This is a genomic window from Chryseobacterium sp. SSA4.19 (genome assembly GCF_022601875.1).
Lineage (GTDB): Bacteria > Bacteroidota > Bacteroidia > Flavobacteriales > Weeksellaceae > Chryseobacterium.
Window position 1 is genome coordinate 1 of record NZ_JAKVIP010000010.1, and the last position, 17,356, is coordinate 17,356.

The 17,356-nt window shown below is 39.3% G+C and carries 18 protein-coding genes; 13 read left to right on the plus strand and 5 right to left on the minus strand.

Going from position 1 to position 17,356, the window contains the following annotated elements; all coding sequences use genetic code 11:
* Positions 1 to 41: 41 nt before the first annotated feature.
* The 3 genes from MKJ01_RS08560 to MKJ01_RS08570 form a co-directional block, all read right to left on the minus strand.
* Positions 42 to 527 (minus strand): Crp/Fnr family transcriptional regulator, encoded by a 486-nt coding sequence (locus tag MKJ01_RS08560; RefSeq protein WP_241615249.1) that lies wholly within the window; start codon positions 525 to 527, stop codon positions 42 to 44.
* Positions 528 to 610: 83 nt separating this feature from the next.
* Positions 611 to 1,429 carry a DUF2314 domain-containing protein gene (locus MKJ01_RS08565; RefSeq protein WP_241615248.1) on the minus strand — a complete coding sequence of 273 codons (819 nt, stop codon included), beginning with the start codon at positions 1,427 to 1,429 and terminating at the stop codon, positions 611 to 613.
* A gap of 213 nt (positions 1,430 to 1,642) precedes the next feature.
* On the minus strand, positions 1,643 to 2,071 hold the full coding sequence (locus tag MKJ01_RS08570) for a DUF4268 domain-containing protein (protein WP_241615247.1): 429 nt from the start codon (positions 2,069 to 2,071) through the stop codon (positions 1,643 to 1,645).
* A gap of 140 nt (positions 2,072 to 2,211) precedes the next feature.
* On the opposite strand from MKJ01_RS08570, the gene MKJ01_RS08575 reads away from it, so the two are divergent.
* From MKJ01_RS08575 to MKJ01_RS08600, 6 genes are all read left to right on the plus strand, one after another.
* Positions 2,212 to 2,619: an Rrf2 family transcriptional regulator gene (locus MKJ01_RS08575; RefSeq protein ID WP_241615246.1), complete on the plus strand. Its 408-nt coding sequence runs from the start codon at positions 2,212 to 2,214 to the stop codon at positions 2,617 to 2,619.
* A gap of 87 nt (positions 2,620 to 2,706) precedes the next feature.
* Positions 2,707 to 3,399: a phosphoadenylyl-sulfate reductase gene (locus MKJ01_RS08580; RefSeq protein ID WP_241615245.1), complete on the plus strand. Its 693-nt coding sequence runs from the start codon at positions 2,707 to 2,709 to the stop codon at positions 3,397 to 3,399.
* Between the two features lie 17 nt (positions 3,400 to 3,416).
* Entirely contained in the window at positions 3,417 to 4,325 is a 909-nt protein-coding gene (cysD, locus tag MKJ01_RS08585) for a sulfate adenylyltransferase subunit CysD (protein ID WP_241615243.1), read from the plus strand.
* 136 nt (positions 4,326 to 4,461) lie between these two features.
* Complete coding sequence (locus MKJ01_RS08590) at positions 4,462 to 5,703, plus strand: GTP-binding protein (protein WP_241615242.1); 1,242 nt, start codon at positions 4,462 to 4,464, stop codon at positions 5,701 to 5,703.
* Between the two features lie 93 nt (positions 5,704 to 5,796).
* A complete protein-coding gene (locus MKJ01_RS08595) occupies positions 5,797 to 6,678 on the plus strand; it encodes a sulfite exporter TauE/SafE family protein (protein WP_241615241.1) in 882 nt (293 codons plus the stop codon).
* Between the two features lie 90 nt (positions 6,679 to 6,768).
* Positions 6,769 to 7,059 carry a putative quinol monooxygenase gene (locus tag MKJ01_RS08600; RefSeq protein ID WP_241615239.1) on the plus strand — a complete coding sequence of 97 codons (291 nt, stop codon included), beginning with the start codon at positions 6,769 to 6,771 and terminating at the stop codon, positions 7,057 to 7,059.
* Positions 7,060 to 7,174: 115 nt separating this feature from the next.
* On the opposite strand, the gene MKJ01_RS08605 is transcribed toward MKJ01_RS08600, so the two are convergent.
* Positions 7,175 to 8,479 carry a T9SS type A sorting domain-containing protein gene (locus tag MKJ01_RS08605; RefSeq protein ID WP_241615238.1) on the minus strand — a complete coding sequence of 435 codons (1,305 nt, stop codon included), beginning with the start codon at positions 8,477 to 8,479 and terminating at the stop codon, positions 7,175 to 7,177.
* A gap of 216 nt (positions 8,480 to 8,695) precedes the next feature.
* The gene (locus MKJ01_RS08610) at positions 8,696 to 9,502 is read right to left on the minus strand and encodes a choice-of-anchor J domain-containing protein (RefSeq protein WP_241615236.1); all 807 of its coding nucleotides are present in this window, start codon (positions 9,500 to 9,502) and stop codon (positions 8,696 to 8,698) included.
* Between the two features lie 96 nt (positions 9,503 to 9,598).
* On the opposite strand from MKJ01_RS08610, the gene MKJ01_RS08615 reads away from it, so the two are divergent.
* Genes MKJ01_RS08615 through MKJ01_RS08645 form a run of 7 tightly spaced genes read left to right on the plus strand, consistent with a single transcriptional unit; the run spans position 9,599 to position 17,257 of the window.
* Positions 9,599 to 11,734 carry a TonB-dependent siderophore receptor gene (locus MKJ01_RS08615; protein WP_241615234.1) on the plus strand — a complete coding sequence of 712 codons (2,136 nt, stop codon included), beginning with the start codon at positions 9,599 to 9,601 and terminating at the stop codon, positions 11,732 to 11,734.
* Positions 11,735 to 11,745: 11 nt separating this feature from the next.
* Entirely contained in the window at positions 11,746 to 12,867 is a 1,122-nt protein-coding gene (locus MKJ01_RS08620) for an HmuY family protein (protein WP_241615233.1), read from the plus strand.
* Between the two features lie 32 nt (positions 12,868 to 12,899).
* Positions 12,900 to 13,778 (plus strand): hemin ABC transporter substrate-binding protein, encoded by an 879-nt coding sequence (locus tag MKJ01_RS08625; RefSeq protein WP_241615231.1) that lies wholly within the window; start codon positions 12,900 to 12,902, stop codon positions 13,776 to 13,778.
* Positions 13,762 to 14,805: an iron ABC transporter permease gene (locus tag MKJ01_RS08630; RefSeq protein ID WP_241632575.1), complete on the plus strand. Its 1,044-nt coding sequence runs from the start codon at positions 13,762 to 13,764 to the stop codon at positions 14,803 to 14,805. Before MKJ01_RS08625 ends, MKJ01_RS08630 begins: the two co-directional genes overlap by 17 nt.
* Positions 14,802 to 15,572, plus strand: a complete 771-nt coding sequence (locus MKJ01_RS08635; RefSeq protein ID WP_241615229.1) for a heme ABC transporter ATP-binding protein — start codon at positions 14,802 to 14,804, stop codon at positions 15,570 to 15,572. The genes MKJ01_RS08630 and MKJ01_RS08635 overlap by 4 nt, the downstream gene beginning before the upstream one ends.
* Before the next feature lies 1 nt (position 15,573).
* On the plus strand, positions 15,574 to 16,224 hold the full coding sequence (locus tag MKJ01_RS08640) for a class I SAM-dependent methyltransferase (RefSeq protein WP_241615227.1): 651 nt from the start codon (positions 15,574 to 15,576) through the stop codon (positions 16,222 to 16,224).
* Between the two features lie 4 nt (positions 16,225 to 16,228).
* Entirely contained in the window at positions 16,229 to 17,257 is a 1,029-nt protein-coding gene (locus MKJ01_RS08645; RefSeq protein WP_241615225.1) for a hemin-degrading factor, read from the plus strand.
* Positions 17,258 to 17,356 lie beyond the last annotated feature (99 nt).

Consider the following 17,356-nt stretch of genomic DNA (forward strand, 5'->3'; position numbering starts at 1 on the left):
TTGAAGAAAGGCTCAGATTATAAAATCTAAGCCCTGACTTTTTAACTTACACACTTTGTGGGAGAGTGTCTTAAATAGCGTGTGGTGGCATCCTCCGAAACCAGCGGGCTTCTCCGTTCCACTTTTTGCATCAATGCTCTTGAAATGATTTTGTGGACAATTGAATCGAACCCGACAATAGTCTGTAAAAGCTCGAGCCAGTCTTTTCTCTGGAACACAAGAATCGTACAATCGGTTACCGCCTGGACATAAGAGCTTGAGCTGATCTCATTGTCAAAACTCTCCAGATCAACCACCAGATTATTTTCATCTATAAAATATTTTGTAATTTCCTCGCTGTCCTTATTATAATAGCATACACGTAGAATCCCATTCTTAACGAAACCTACTTGACGGGCAATCTTTCCGGCTTCTGAAAAATAGCTTTCTTTGGTAAGGTTAATTTCCGTGACTTTGTCGGCAATCAAATCCATTTGCTGCTGGTTCAAATTCCCGAATTTTAATATAAAATCAAATAATTCTTTCATGAGTGCAATGTAAGTAAAGATAACTTTCCTGCATTTGCCATTTGATAAAAAGAGAAACCCGGAAATCTCTCTAAAATGGATATTTAATTTACCAAAACCGGGATTAAATGTTCCCAGTTGAGCTGCCTAGCAAAATCAAGAGCTGTTTTTCCGCTACTGGTCTTCAAATTTCTGTCAGCTCCAGCTGTTAGCAGAACTTCGACTGAGCTTAAATTTCCGGCGATAGTTTCTTTGTGGAGAATCGTTAATCCGTTTTCATCTGTATGGGTAAGTTCATCTGGATAGTCTTTTAAAAACTTGACGAAATCGGCCTGCATATTTCTGCTCATCGGGTGTTCAATCAGGTTTTCCGGCTTTTCTTTTTGTTCGTATACTACTTCAATATCATTAAAATCTCCGAAATCCAGCTGCCATGCCTGATCGTGGTCTTTTCTTTCAGCCGGTGACATATCAGATCTCATTTTCTGAATGGTAAAACCACCGTACGCTTTTGGCAAAGGCTCTGCGGAAGATGAAAACAGTTTTGAAAGTCCTGTCTGTTTCTTTGTTGCCGGAGTAATAGCGAAAAGCCAGTCGCTGATCTCATTCAATGGAACGTTAACATAATCGCCTACCTGAATATGAGTCAATTCGTTAGGTTCATTGATCAGATATCCTTTTACATGGTCGCCGTCAAAATCAATATCATTGATCCACATATGTTCAACGATATTTTCCCCGGTTTCCGGATCTTCCTGATAAAAAGCAATTTTCACACAGGAAACGGTAAGTGCGGGAATAATTCTTCGGTATTCCCAGGACTGTTCTCTCCAGAAATATTTGAACGTTTCCTGTGCTCTTTTGTAAGCTTCCATCATTCTTGAGTCTGAGCCGTCTGCAAAAAATATGGGATTGTTTTCCATCGTTTTAAATTTTATGATTTGGTTTTAAAGAATATCGGAATTATTCTGCCTGAAAGTATGATGAATAAAGATGTGGTATTTATACGAACTAAAATATGAAAATTATTTCAACAAGGCTTTAAAATTAATATGAATTGATCTCACAGTATCTCTATCCATTGCCAGACGTTTAAATAATCTCTGAAGATGTTCTGGCTGATATAATTTATTTATTCAGACATCTTTTATAAAATCTTCATATTCATAGTAGAATCTCTCAAAGCCATCCATTTTGTCCACGAAAAATTCAAAAGTTTCCTGCCATGTATTTTTATTGAAAATGGAAATGCCGGATTTTTCAACCCAGATTCTGCTGATAACTTTTCCGTTTTCAAGAGTAAAATATTCTTCCTTTTGGAAGTCACCGATAAAGTCTTTCAGAATATCTTCCAATGACCATATTTTTTCATAATAGGCATTCCTGAAAATCTCATCTTTCATTTCGATGTCTAAAGAAACTTCCGCTTTTTTATTATCTGCGTAAAATTTGAAAGACATATCTTTAATTTTCGTATCATACAAAATCCATTTTCTCGGAAAAGATTTTCCGAAAGCGGTCCAAAACTCTTTCTTTAACTGCTGTGCTTCCTGTTTACTGAACATATAACAAATATAGTGATTTGGCAGAAATTAAAAGCTGTGTAGGGAAGTTATTGATTTGCTTTAGATACTTCCGATGGATATTTTTAAACCATAATCTTTAAAATTCCACATTCCAAACAATTTTCCTATTTTTGTTGTAAATGCTGTCCAAAAAATCCCAATACGCTTTTAAAGCGCTGTCATATCTTGTTGAAAAGAGAAATGACGGCCCTGTTCTTATTTCAGAAATTGCAGACCGCAAGAAAATCCCTTTAAAATTTCTGGAAAATATTTTGCTTGAACTTAAAAAAGCAAATATCCTTGATAGTAAAAAAGGGAAAGGAGGTGGTTACCTGTTAAGGGAAAATCCTGAAAATGTGACCCTGGCAAGAATTATCCGCCTGGTTAACGGCCCCATTGCATTACTTCCCTGCGTAAGCCTGAATTTTTATGAAAAATGTGATGACTGCAATGAAGACCACTGCGGGTTGCATGACGTACTGATTGAGGTACGGGACGCTTCTCTGAATATTTTAGATAAGAAGACATTATTGGATCTGGTAGATTAGTTCCTTACATACCTCAAATTATTAGTCTACTTGTTTGGTGGGATAATAATTTTGTCAGATATTTGCATGACTTCAAATGAATAAACTATGCTTTCAAAAGAAGATGCAGCTATACTTGAACAGCTTCCGGCAGAGGAAGGACTGAGATTTGTTTCGTCCAGATTCCAGGATAGAGCCGTTTTTTCCACCTCACTCGGTCAGGAAGATCAGGTGATTACCGATATGATTTTCAAGGCATCTCTGCCAATAAAAGTTTTCACATTAGATACCGGAAGGCTCTTCAGTGAACATTACGAATTACTTTCTCAAAACAATGCAAGGTATACATCAAAAACAGAAATTTATTTCCCTGATTCTCAGGATGTAGAGGCTTATGTGAATGAAAAAGGCATCAATGCTTTCTACCAATCTGTCGAAAATAGGAAAGAATGTTGTTTTATCCGCAAGGTTAAACCTTTAAACAGAGCGCTTGCCAACGCGGGAATATGGATTACGGGCCTGCGTTCGGAACAGTCGCAAAACCGTGAGCAGATGCCGGTGCTTGAGTGGGATGAAGAACGGCAGCTGTATAAGTACAACCCGTTAATGCACTGGAGTTACCAGGAAGTACTGGATTACCTGAAACAGCATAATGTGCAGGAACTGTCTCTTCATAAGAAAGGCTTTATCAGTGTGGGATGCCAGCCGTGTACCCGCGCAATTACTCAGGACGAAGATCCCCGTGCCGGGCGTTGGTGGTGGGAGAGCTCACATAAAGAATGCGGCCTGCACAGCCATTAATTTTAAAATTTCAAATAATGAATACCCATACATTAGACTATCTGGACCAGCTGGAAGCAGAAAGTATTTACATGATGCGTGAAGTGGCGGCACAGTTTGAAAAGCCGGCTTTGCTCTTTAGCGGCGGAAAAGATTCCATTACCTTGGTTCATCTTGCGATAAAGGCTTTTGCTCCAATGAAAATTCCGTTTCCTTTGGTGCACATCGATACGGGACATAATTTCCCGGAAGCCCTTGAATTCAGAGATTATCTGGCAAAGAATATCAGTGCGGAACTGATTGTACGACAGGTTGAAGACACGATCAAAGCTAAGAATCTTACAGAGCCTAAAGGAAAATTTGCTTCCAGAAACTGGCTGCAGACCCATACTCTTTTAGACACGATTGAAGAATTCGGATTTGATGCCTGCATCGGCGGAGCCCGTAGGGATGAGGAAAAAGCAAGGGCCAAAGAACGTTTTTTCTCTGTCCGTGACGAATTCGGGCAATGGGATCCAAAACTGCAGCGTCCTGAACTTTGGAACATCTATAACGGAAGGATCAGCAAAGGGGAAAATGTAAGGGTTTTCCCGATTTCCAACTGGACGGAGCTTGACGTATGGAATTATATTAAAAAAGAAAAGATTCGCCTTCCTTCGATCTATTTTTCGCATAACCGGGACGTGATTGAATTTGAAGGTCAACTGATTGCCGTTTCAGATTTTATCCGGATTGATGAAAACGATACAGTGGTGAATAAAAAAGTTCGCTACAGGACGGTCGGTGACATGACCTGTACTGCTGCCGTTGAGAGTTCGGCGACAACGTTGGATGAAGTGGTCAGCGAAATTACGGCTTCGAGGATTTCAGAAAGAGGAGAAACCAGGATTGATGACAAGGTAACGGAAGCTGCCATGGAAGACCGGAAAAAAGGAGGATACTTTTAAATAAAATAAATAATCGGCAATGAGTGATAAATAATACAAAACTTACTTCATTTATTACTCATCGATTAACACAATTATAAATAGAGTCGTTTAAAAAATTACTCATTACCAATTACTCATTATTAATAATACAAACGTGGACATATTAAGATTCATCACTGCGGGAAGCGTGGACGACGGCAAAAGTACCCTGATCGGAAGGCTTCTGTATGACAGTAAGAACATATTGATTGACCAGCTTGAAACGCTGGAAAAACAGTCGAAAAACAGGAATGAAAATGGAATAGACCTTGCCATTGTAACGGACGGACTTAGAGCTGAAAGGGAGCAGGGAATTACCATTGATGTTGCATACCGGTATTTTTCCACTCCGAAAAGGAAGTTTATAATTGCTGATGCACCGGGGCATATTCAGTACACCAGGAATATGGTGACCGGAGCTTCGAACTCACAGTTAATGGTTATTCTGATCGATGCCAGACAGGGCGTGATCGAACAGACGCGGAGGCATTCAATCATTGCTTCATTGCTGAAGATCCCTCATATCGCAGTAGCTGTGAATAAAATGGATCTGGTAGACTATTCTGAAGAGGTATTCAACGATATCAAAGCGCAATATGATCTGGTTGCCAAAAAATTGGGACTTGAGCATGTCAGTTATTTCCCGATTTCAGCTTTTCATGGGGATAATATCGTGGAAAGGTCAGATAATATGCCATGGTATCAGGGTGATGTACTGTTATATTTCCTTGAAAATGTCAGCATCCATGCAGACCATCATTTTGAAAGTCCGAGATTTCAGGTGCAGTACGTGATCCGTCCGCAGACTGATGAACTTCATGATTATCGGGGGTATGCCGGAGAAGTGATCTCCGGGATTTACCGGAAAGGGGATGGGGTAACTGTTCTTCCGCAAAATATTCAGACCAGAATTTCAAAGATTGAAACCGCAGGCCATGGAGTTGAGGCCGTTTTTGCCGGACAGCCGGCTGTTTTACATACTGAAGATGATATTGATATCAGCCGCGGCGATTTTTTGGTGTTCTCAGGAGATCTTCCTAAGGTTGAAAATGAGATTGACGCGGTGATCTGCTGGCTTGATACCAAAAGCCTTAATGAAGGGAATAAATATCTTATTCAGCATAAGAGCAGGGTTTTAAAAACCATTGTAAAAGAAATCGAATATAAAATCGATGTCAATACATTGGAAAAGACAAAGGTTTCAGAAAGCGTCAACCTCAACGAAGTCGTGAAAGTTCGTCTTAAAACAGCCTCTCCATTGGTGTTTGACCGTTTTGAAGAAAGCAAGGGTACCGGAAATGCTATTCTGATTGATGAAACCAGCCATTCAACCGTAGGAGCAGTAATGATTTTATAATCAATATCATGATATAGTTAAGAATGTCTGGAGAATATTAAATGAGATCGTTACAAATTTATTTTTAACCTTAAATTATAGAAAGCAGGTACGGTGATTTCTAAGAAAGTTCAGTTCAGGCTTAACCTGTTTTTCATAACGGCAGCGGTATTGTTGATTTTTGTTCTGTCCATGTATCAGCTTGGGTATCTTGATGAACTCTTTACTGTTTTGGCAAAAGATCATTATATTTTCTACTGGATGCTGTTAGTCGGTGTCCTGGCCGAAATTGTTGCAGGTTCTATGGGTATGGGCTACGGCGTAATCTGTACCACTACTCTTTTATTTTTGAATATTCCGCCGCATGCTGTAAGTGCAAGCATTCATTCTGCAGAGAGTTTTACTACTGCTGCGGGAAGCATAAGCCATATCAAATTAAAAAATGTGAGCAAGAGCCTGGTAAAAAGATTAGCAATACCTGCTGTGGTTGGCGCGGTAATCGGAGCTTTATCTTTAACTTATCTCGGAGAATACTATTCTAAAATCACTAAAACACTCATCTCTTTTTATACTTTATACCTCGGTATCCGGATTCTGTCCAATGCATTTAAACCCAAACAGGACAAAAAATTGAAAAAGAAAACCAATCTGACCAGACTTGGGCTGGCTGGAGGCTTTATCGATTCATTTGCAGGGGGAGGCTGGGGGCCTTTGGTGACTGGAACTCTAATTAAAAATTCCTTTACTCCGCGGTTTGCTGTCGGAAGTTCCACCGTGGCAAAATTTATTTTAACCTTAACAGCGGCAATTACCTTTATTTTTACTTTGGGGATCCAGCACTGGAATATTATTCTGGGGCTTCTGCTCGGCGGGATTGTTACCGCACCGTTTTCTGCCATGCTTACTGCCAGACTTCCTGTAAAAGGAATGTTCCTCCTGATAGGAACTCTTGTCATCGTAATGAGCTCGATAACAGTCTGTAAATCTGTATTTTGATAAGTATTTTAGGATATGGATAAAATATAGGCGAAAAATTGATTTTCAGCTTTGAAAATATTCTACATTTACATCCTTAAAATAATAAATATGAACGTATATGTTGTCGCACTCTTCAGGTTGAATGAAAACTATCTGATGGAAGCAGTAGAGCTTTTTCAGACGCTGGTAAGAGAAACACGGAAAGAAGAAGGCTGCCTGCAATATGACCTTGTTGAAGATAAAGTGACCAAAGGGACTTTTTTCATGGCAGAGCTGTGGGAATCTGAAGAGCACCTGAACCGACACAACGGGCAGGATCATTTACTGGATTTCCGCAGGGATATCTCAAAGATGCTGGAAAGCTCTACACAGGTATATAAAGGATCTAAAATTTTATAGTTATTACTCTGTAATTTTTCAGCAAAAGTCTCAGCTAAGATTTTATCATTCAAAGGCTGCTCACGAATGTGAACAGCCTTTTATTAGAAAAAATAGAAAGTATTAAATTTAGATTTTACTTTATGATCAGCTTTTTAGTTTCTATTTGGCCGCCAAAAGTAATTTTTACCAGGTAAGCTCCGGAACTAAGATGAGACAGGTTCAGATCCTGTTTGTAGAACCCGGTCTGATTGGTCAGTTCTGCTGAATACACCTTTTTTCCTGAAAGTTCATACACTTCAACGTTGCCTTTGCTGTTAAGTTTTTCTTTAACGTCAAATAAAACAGTCACCTTCTGATCGGCAGCTGCCGGATTCGGATAGATACCGAATGATGCTTTTTTACCGGAAACATCAGTAACGCCCAATACCGAAGTGATATTTTTATATTTGAAATACATATTTCCGGTCGTGCTTCCCTCGTTGGAAGTAAAGTACATCCTGTAATATTCAGAGCCCTGCTTGATATAATACACAACATCGCTGTATACACCCATCGTTGGTTTCCAGCTATGGCCGATAGCTGTAATATTATTTGAAAATGCTGCAGAAGCCGGGAGGGTAGATGTCATCGTTGCCTGTGTTTCGGGCTGTACTTTTGCCACCGTGATATTGGTATTCTGGATAACACCGGACATTCTGTACTTCATCGTGGCTGGCTGTCCCGTATTAGGGTCTATGTATGGATAATCAGTCCAGTATCTGGTGAACATAAAGTCCCAGTTGGTTTTATATGGTTCAAGACCGGCTACCTGATTCCCTGTGGCAAGAGAAAAATAGTTGAAGTAAGCATCATCCGAACCATTGGCAATGGTCTTTGAAACGGTAGTGTCCCATGATGACGTTGCTGCATTCCATTTGGCGTATTTGAAAGTATAGCCTCCGAAATAATCATCAATCATAAATTTGTAATAGATACCTGAAGCATATTTTAGAATAAAAATTACTTTTCCTTCTATATGATGATTTCCTGGATTATATTCTCCCCATCCATATGTGGCAGTTCCCTGTTCAAAAGCACCCTTTTGTATAGATGTGGTATTATCCATATTATATAAAGGGGATCCATAAGCCGAGACATTGTTGGTCGTAATTGCACTCCAGTCATTCGGGTTACCGGAAGCCTGATAGACTTCGATATTCTGTGCATCATTAATCCTTGTTCCGAAATTCATGCTTGAATTCCTGTAAAAAGCGATATCCCACATATTAGCTGGCTGTGAAACCGTATTGTTTGCACTTAAATCGAAAAATACACGGTTCTGATAGCTGGTTCCCATCGTCATATTTACAGTAGTATATCCGTTTATATCAATCTGTGCAGGCACAGTTTGCTGAACTGCTACTGAAAAAAGCGAAGCCAGGAGTAATTTTGTTCTCATGAAGAATATATTTATTATTTAGAATTGTTCTACAAAACTATATAAATTATTTTTAATTATTCTAAATAAAATATGATTTTTATCGTGTTTCCATATTAAATTTTATTTCTAAATCTTTGTTGACTGTGTGCGTCAAACGTTTTGATACTGTCCATAAAAAAAGCCTGATCTATGAATTCATACTTCAGGCTTTAAAATTATGAGGTCTAATAAATCTTATTTTTTAATAAACTTGGATTTTATAACGGCACCTTCCTGTGTTTCAATAATCATATAATAAACACCGGTGTGCAGTGTACTGATATCAAATGATCTACCGGATAATTTTCCTTCTTTCACTTTTTGACCGGCAGCCGAGTAAATGCTGATGTTTTTAGGATCTTTTTTGGTGACAAACTGTAAAGCAGTATGATCAGAAGTTATGACAAACTGAATCTCATTTTTTGATTTTTGAGCATCGTTGACAGCAAGATTAGCCGAAGCTGCATAGACAACATCATCAATTTCCAATACAGTATGAGGTGCAAGAGGACCTACAAATCTGAATACAATATATTGTGATGCAGAAGCTGTAACAGGGACGGAGATTGTTTGGAATACATCACCAGACAGGAAAGTAGCATTCCCCAGAGCAACAAAAGTAGTCATATCAGTTGGATTGGAAGCCAATCCTACCTGTACCGTACCCGGTGCAGAACCCGTATTTCTTCTTGCTTTAAAAGTTAAGGTTTTATTTCCGTCAGGTGCTACAATCATTGGTGAAATTAAATACTGGGGGCTGTTTTGGTTTGCTCCTGAATAAGATTGTACAAAATGATCAGATGGTCCGTTGGCAATGATATTCATCATGGGATTAGGATTTCCGACACCGGGAGGAAGTATTGAGGTCCATTGATTCTGGGGGAAAACATTTTGTCCCTGACCCAAGGTAAAACTGTTGAAATTCTCATTAATTGTAGCTACCTGTGCATGAGCCGAAGCTGCCGCTAGCATCAAAGTTCCAATAAGTAGTCGTAATTTCATAACATTATTTTTATTTAGAATTATTCTACAAAATTATACAATTATTTTTAATTGTTCTAAATAAAACATTATATTTGTCAAAAATTTTTTGCCTCTATGAAGAAGAAAGTGCTTTCCGTTCTATCATTATCCACGGTTCTCTGGATGAATGCACAGGAAAAAGATTCTCTCAATCAAAGTAAAATAGAAGAGGTTGTCATCACCGGGCAATATACCCAGCAAGCGATTAATAAATCTATTTATAAGGTTGAAGTCATAGATGCACAGCAGATTAAGAATATGGCGGTAACGAATGTTGCAGAAGTCCTGAATCAGAATCTTAACATTTTAATAGAACCGAATAAAAGCTCAGGAAATTCGAGTGCCAATATTCTGGGACTTAGTGGGGCGTATACAAAGATTCTCATCGATAATATTCCTGTAGTAAGTGATGAGGGGATGGGGAATCTTGTCGATCTTACAAAAATCAACGTTAATAATATCGAACGGATTGAGGTGGTAAAAGGGTCAATGGGTGTTGAATATGGGAACAATGCGGTGGCGGGAGTCATAAATATTATTACGAAGAAAAGCTATGGCAAGAAATTTACAGCACTGGCCTCTTTACAGGAGGAAACTGTTGGAAAAGATTATGACTGGTTTAAAAAAGGGAACGGCCGTCATATTCAGTCTTTAAATTTAGGATATAGAATTAATGACAACTGGTCGGTTTCTGGAGATATTAATCATAATGATTTCAAGGGATATAAAGGTGATCTTAACGGATACAAATATTTTAACGAAAGCAACGATGCACTGCGGGGCTATGACTGGCAGCCGAAAGAACAGCTGACAACTAACGGGACCATACGCTATAGTAAAAACAATACCAGTTTCTTCTACAAATTAAATTTTCTTACCGAGAAAATAAATTATTACAATCCTTTAATTACTACACTACCGCTCGGAGGGCTTAACAGAACTTACACTGCAGATGATAAGGATTATCATACCAACAGATGGATTCACCAGTTTAATATCCAAACCAAACTGGGAAGGATTAATTATAACGGTGATTTTTCTTATCAGAGCCAGGAAAGAAAATCACAGATATACACCTATGATATTCCTAACAGACGGGAAATATCAAGAGATCCCGAAATTACGTTCTATAAATCCAATGTACTGTATTCAAGAGGGATGTTCAGCAATTTCCTGAATAATGAAAAGATCAATTTTCAGCTTGGATATGAATTAGACCGGACTAAAGGTTTCGCTGATGCGACAACCTTTGAAAGCAACAATAACGGAAAGAGCATTGAACGTACGGTTTTTAATTATGCCAACTTCTTATCGGCAGAATGGAACATCAATGACTGGCTGTCATTCCGTCCGGGAGTAAGATTGGCTTTAAGCGACAGATTTAGTGCACAATATAATTATTCAGGGACTTTAAGATTTAAAACGTCTGAGAATTCGGACATCCGAACGGTTTTTGGATCTGCCAACAGATTCCCGACATATGATGAACTGTATACTTTCGTAGTCGATAACAATCATGATATCAGAGGAAATGAGGGTTTGAAGCCGGAAACGGGATATTCTGCCGCCGCATTCTGGGACTATGAGTTAACCAATACAAATAACTGGAAATTTAATTTCAGTCTTTCAGGGATGTACCTCGATGTAAAAAACAGGATCGAGAATGTTATTATCAACAACAGCCCGTTGCAGATTACTTTTCTGAATTTGGATAACTATAGGTCTGTGCTATTTGGCGGAGGCGTTAATGCAAGAAAAGGGGATCTGACATTGAATGCAGGAATTTCGGTAATGGGAATTTCGCAGGTCTTAAATACTGAAAAGATCACTTCACCGGATAATTACAATTATTATGCGGAAGCCAATCTTGCAGCCAACTACACGTTACCGTCTTCAAAAACCTTGTTTGCCCTTTATTATAAATATACCGGGAAGCAAAGACGTTACACGCATCGGGGAGAAAAAAATAATCCAACAGATCCGGGACAATATATACTGGGAGAAATCGGCGATTTCAATATGCTGAATTTCACAGTGAGCCAGCCCTTCTTTAAAAACCATTTTGAAATAAGCGCAGGAGTGAAAAATATCTTAGACGTGACGAGTGTAAACAATACGATTCAATCCGGAAACAGCCACAATGCAGCTGCCAATCAACAGAATCTGTTCTATGGCAGAAGTTACTTTGCCAGATTAAATTATAATTTTTAAATAAGTTAGAAATGAAAAAAATACTATTCTGCTTATGGATAGGAGCATCTTTATCTCAGTCCTGTATTAATGACAATGAAGATCCTGTAGCGGTGGCTCCGTTTCAAGGAGCTATAGGAGACCCTAAAGTAGGAGGAGCAACAGAACCGAATCAGGTTTGGATAGATTTAAGCGAAATCGATCCCGTTACAAAAGGACCTGTTCAGACCCTTACCAAAAGAACGGATTGGGACCTGGCGTTTTATTCAGGGGCTCAGTTTAAGGTAGTATTGAATTCGTCCATTATGATGGCTGCTGCTAAAATTCCTAATGTTACGGATATAAGCCAGGTAACTGAAGCTATGGTTTCTACTTTGAAAACCCAGGTTCAGGTGGCAAATTTCAATCCGGCAAATGAAATCTATATCGATGATGTTAAAGGAGATTTCCCAAATGGATATACTGCGATTGAAAAGATTGAAGCCATCGATTCCCAGAATGCAGTCTACCTTGTCAATATGGGAAAAGAAATTAATGCAGGTCCGGTACCTGTTGGCTCTGTTGCTACGGGTGGAGACAGCAGAGGCTGGAAAATAATACAGATCGTACGTGCTGGAGAGGGATATAAAGTGAAATATGGAGATATTGCTGGGGAAAATTATGTGATTACCGTAAATAAAAATGCTGCCTATAATTATAATTTCGTGAGTTTAAAAGACAAAAAAGAAATTACCATTCAGCCGGAAAAGAAAAAATGGGACCTGTGTTTTACCGTATTTACAAACACCATTACAGGAGCGGGAAGCTATATTTTTGCCGACTTTGTAACCACCAATAATGTCGGTGGGACTGGAGCTTATGAAGTGGTGGTGCCTGCGCCGGCATCAGGACTAGAGGCATACAACAACTTTAAAACTTCGGATATTGATCAGTCGAAATTCATCTATAACGATCAGCGTGTTATTGGCGCAAACTGGAGAAATCCTGTCGGGGCAAACGGCCTTGAAGTATATGGAGACCGTTTCTACATCATCAAAGATGCAAATGGATTTTATTTCAAGCTGAGGTTTACCAGACTCATTAAGGCAGATGCAGATAATCAGGGAGTGAAAGGAGAAAGAGGTTTCCCTTCTTTTGAATATAAGTCTTTATAAATCATTCAATCAATCAAATAAATCGTATATCAATGAAAAAAATAATTCTTGCCGTGTCTATGCTGGTTGCAGTATACTCATGCAAAAAAGAAGAAGGTACTAAGACCGGTAACACTACGGAAGTCAGCTCGGAAACTCCCAAATCCAATAATAAGATCGTTACCCTTAATGGCGGGATCACGGAAATTGTTGCTGCTTTAGGCCACGAAAAAGAAATCGTTGGAACAGACGTTACAAGTACTTATCCTGAATCTCTGAAAACTACAGCCAAAGATTTAGGCCATGTGAGATCAATGACTATTGAACCAATCATGGCGGTAAGCCCAACCCTTATTTTAGCATCTGATAAAGATATCAATCCTGAGCTGATGGGGAAAATCAGGTCATCAGGAATTAAAGCTGAAATTTTCAGGCAGGAATTTACGGTTGGGGGAACGAAAAAATTAATTGCTGATGTGGCCAAAGCGATCGGGAATACAGATTACCAGAAGCTTAATGATAAAATTGATGCTGATTTAAAACAAATCCAACCGATGGCTAAAAAGCCGAAAGTATTATTCATTTATGCAAGAGGCCCGATGCTGATGGTATCCGGGAAAAATACACCGATGGCTTCATTAATTGAATTGGCAGGCGGCGAAAATGCGGTAAATGATTTTGAAGATTTCAAACCGTTAACGCCTGAAGCGGTGGTAAAAGCTAATCCGGATGTTCTGTTTTTCTTTACCAGCGGGCTTGAGGGTGCCGGAGGAAATGAAGGTGCTTTGAAAATGCCGGGCGTTTCACAAACAAATGCCGGTAAAAATAAAAAGATCATTGCTATGGACGGAGGCTTGGTTTCAGGTTTCGGACCGAGATTAGGGGAAGCGGCTGTAGGATTAAACAAACTGTTAATTGAAAGCACCAAGTAAACTATATTTTTACATGATTATAAGTGCCATATTGCTTATTTTAATAGCGGTATGGTCACTTAATACCGGAGTATATGACTTTGGAGGCAAATCAGCATTTGAAATATTAAACAAAATAATACAGGCAGATCCTGGCTTATCATTAAGTGACAAATACGTAGTATGGGAGGTACGGGCCGCCAGAATTGTAATGGCCATCCTGATCGGAAGCATGCTGGCTGTATCCGGAACAGGCCTGCAGGGATTGTTTAAAAACCCTCTGGCAACGGGAGATCTGATAGGGCTGACTTCGGGAGCAACTTTGCTTGCCGCGATTGCGATTGTTTTAGGAGGACATTTTCAGCAGTATCTTCCTGAAGCCGTACAGTTTTCGCTGGTAGGGATCTCTGCTTTCATCGGTTCTTTTTTATCCATGATGCTGGTGTACAGGATTTCGACAAGCGGCGGCAAAACAAATGTGGTCATGATGCTGTTAACAGGAGTTGCGATTACAGCGATCGGATTTTCGATTACAGGATTTCTGATTTATATCTCAAAAGATGAGCAGCTGAGAGATCTGACCTTCTGGAATTTAGGAAGCCTGGCAGGTGCCACCTGGACAAAAAATATAATCCTGACAGTGGTTTTGATGATATCCTACAGCATGATTTTGCCAAAAGGAAAAGCGCTGAATGCCATGATGTTGGGTGAAAAAGATGCACAGCACCTGGGAATCAATGTGGAAAGACTGAAAAAACAGATTATCATGATGACTGCCCTGATGATCGGGACCTGTGTGGCTTTTTCAGGAACGATAGGTTTTGTCGGCCTTATCGTACCCTATATTCTCAGGCTTCTGTTTAAGTCAAATTATGCATTTATCCTGCCCCTGTCAGCGGTTTGCGGAAGTATTTTACTTCTGACAGCGGATACCTTCAGCAGGAGTATTGTAGAACCTTCAGAATTGCCGATCGGTATTTTAACGGCATTAATGGGAGGCCCTGTTTTTATTGCCATTTTGGTTAAATCAAAGAAATCGTTATCATGATCAGGGCACATCAGATCAGTTACCGGCATAAAGAATTCCATATTCTGGACGGGATCGATATTTCACTGGAATACGGTGAATTTTTAGGCATCGTGGGTCCGAACGGAGCCGGAAAATCAAGCCTGCTAAGCATTCTGGCCAATGAAGTGAAAACAGAACAGAAGATCCTGTTTAAAAATAAAAGCATTATGGATTGGGATGTAAGGGAATTGTCCAAACATAAAGCGAAATTTTCCCAGCACAACAGCAACGATATTCCGCTGGAAGTAAAAGACGTTGTGATGATGGGACGTTACCCATATTTTGATGCACAGCCAAAAAAGGAAGACCATGAAGCCATGAACAGCATGATGTATGAAACCGATGTTTTTCATTTAAAGGAAAGAGAATACAATACCTTGTCAGGCGGAGAGAAACAACGTGTACATCTTTCCAGAGTGATGGCACAATTACAGAATGAAATTGCGCATAAGCTTCTGTTCCTAGATGAACCGTTAAATAATTTGGATGTAAAGCATCAATATAAAGCACTGGAAATTATTAAGAAATTCACTGGGAAAACCAATTCGGCAGTTGTTGTTCTTCACGATCTTAATCTGGCGGCACAATATGCAGATAAAATTCTGCTGATGAAATCAGGAAAAGCTACAGCATTCGGGACACCGGAAGAAGTTTTTACCGCTGAAAATATCAGCAATGCCTATAATTTTCCCTGTACCATCTGTGCGCATCCGATAACCGGTAACCCGATGATTATTTTTGGATAGCATGGAAAAAGAAAATTTAAAAAAATTAGCACAGCATTTAGCCAATCCTCATGGTAAAGAAGGTATTGAAACCGGCGAGATGATGCATTCTACCAATATCGGGATGATTCTGGAAAGTATCAATGCACTTTTGATAGAAGATGATGAAACAATCCTGGAAATCGGGCATGGCAATGCAGCGCATGTTAAATATATTATCGATAAAGCCCGCAGTGTAAGATATACAGGTATTGACATTTCCGAAACCATGCATCTTGAAGCCAAAAGGTTAAATCAGGAATACCAGCACCAAGCGGATTTTGTATGGTATGAAGGGGAAAAACTTCCTTTTGCCGATAAAACCTTTGACAAAATAGTAACAGTAAACACCGTGTATTTCTGGGAAAATCCTGTTGAGTATTTAGATGAAATTTACAGGGTAATGAAAGACAACGGAACCTTTGTGCTCACTTTCGGGCAAAGGGATTTCATGGAAAAACTTCCTTTCACGCAATTTGGTTTTACACTTTATAATACCGACGAAATGGAAGAAACGGTTTCCGGAAGCCTTTTTAAAAGAATGAAAATTTCGGATAGAGAGGAACAGGTGAAAAGCAAAACAGAAGATCAAACAATACATAGAATTTATACAATTTTGACCATTAAAAAATAAAATAATGAGCACATTAGTAAACAATCTAAAGGAAAAATGGGAAGCTCTTAAAGCTGAAAATCCACATGTGAGAATCAGAAATGCGGCAGCTGAATTTGGGGTAAGCGAAGCAGAATTGCTGGCAACGAATATAGGGGAAGGGGTAACGGTGCTGAGACCGGATTTTCAGGATATTTTAACGGAGGCTGAACAGCTGGGAAAAGTAATGGCTCTTACGCGCAATGAAGAATGTGTACATGAAAGAAAAGGAACCTACCTGAACGGAGATTTCAGCAGCCCGCATGCCCAGCTTTTCGTTGGGGAAGACATTGATCTGAGAATTTTCCTGAACCACTGGAAATTCGCTTTTGCCGTAGTGGAAGGAGACAGAAAAAGTCTTCAGTTTTTCGGGAAAGACGGACTGGCTCTTCATAAGATTTATCTCACCAAAGACAGTCATGAAGCCGCTTTCGATACCATGGTTGAGAAATTTAAAGCAGATGATCAGAATCAGGCTTGTGAACTTGAAACGATTGCCGCTAAAGCACCTGAAAAAGCAGATTCTGAAATTGATGTGGAAGGTTTCCAAAATGCCTGGACTTCATTAAAAGATACACATGATTTCTTCATGATGACCAGAAAATTCGGGGTAAGCAGAACTCAGGCCTTGAGACTGGCTCCCGAAGGTTTTGCAAAGAAAATCGATAATTCCAAAGTTGTCAATGTGCTGGAAGATGCTTCTGAAAAACAGCTTCCGATCATGATCTTTGTAGGAAACAGAGGGATCATCCAGATCCATACAGGAAATGTAAAGAAAACGCTTTGGCATCAGCAGTGGTTCAATGTAATGGATCCTGATTTCAATTTACACCTGGATGTAACGAAAATCGCTGAAGCGTGGATTGTGAAAAAACTGACGGAAGACGGCGAGGTGACTGCTATCGAAGTGTTCAATAAAGAAGGTGATTTTATCGTTCAGTTCTTCGGAAAAAGAAAACCCGGAATCCCTGAGCTTCAGGAATGGAAAGATCTCGTAGCAGACCTTGAAAAATAAATAGTTAGATTAATTTCAGAAGCCGTTTTGTATTTTTGCAGGGCGGCTTTTTGGTAAAAGTAAAGTAAGCTTAATACACGAAAACCAAAACTCAATAAT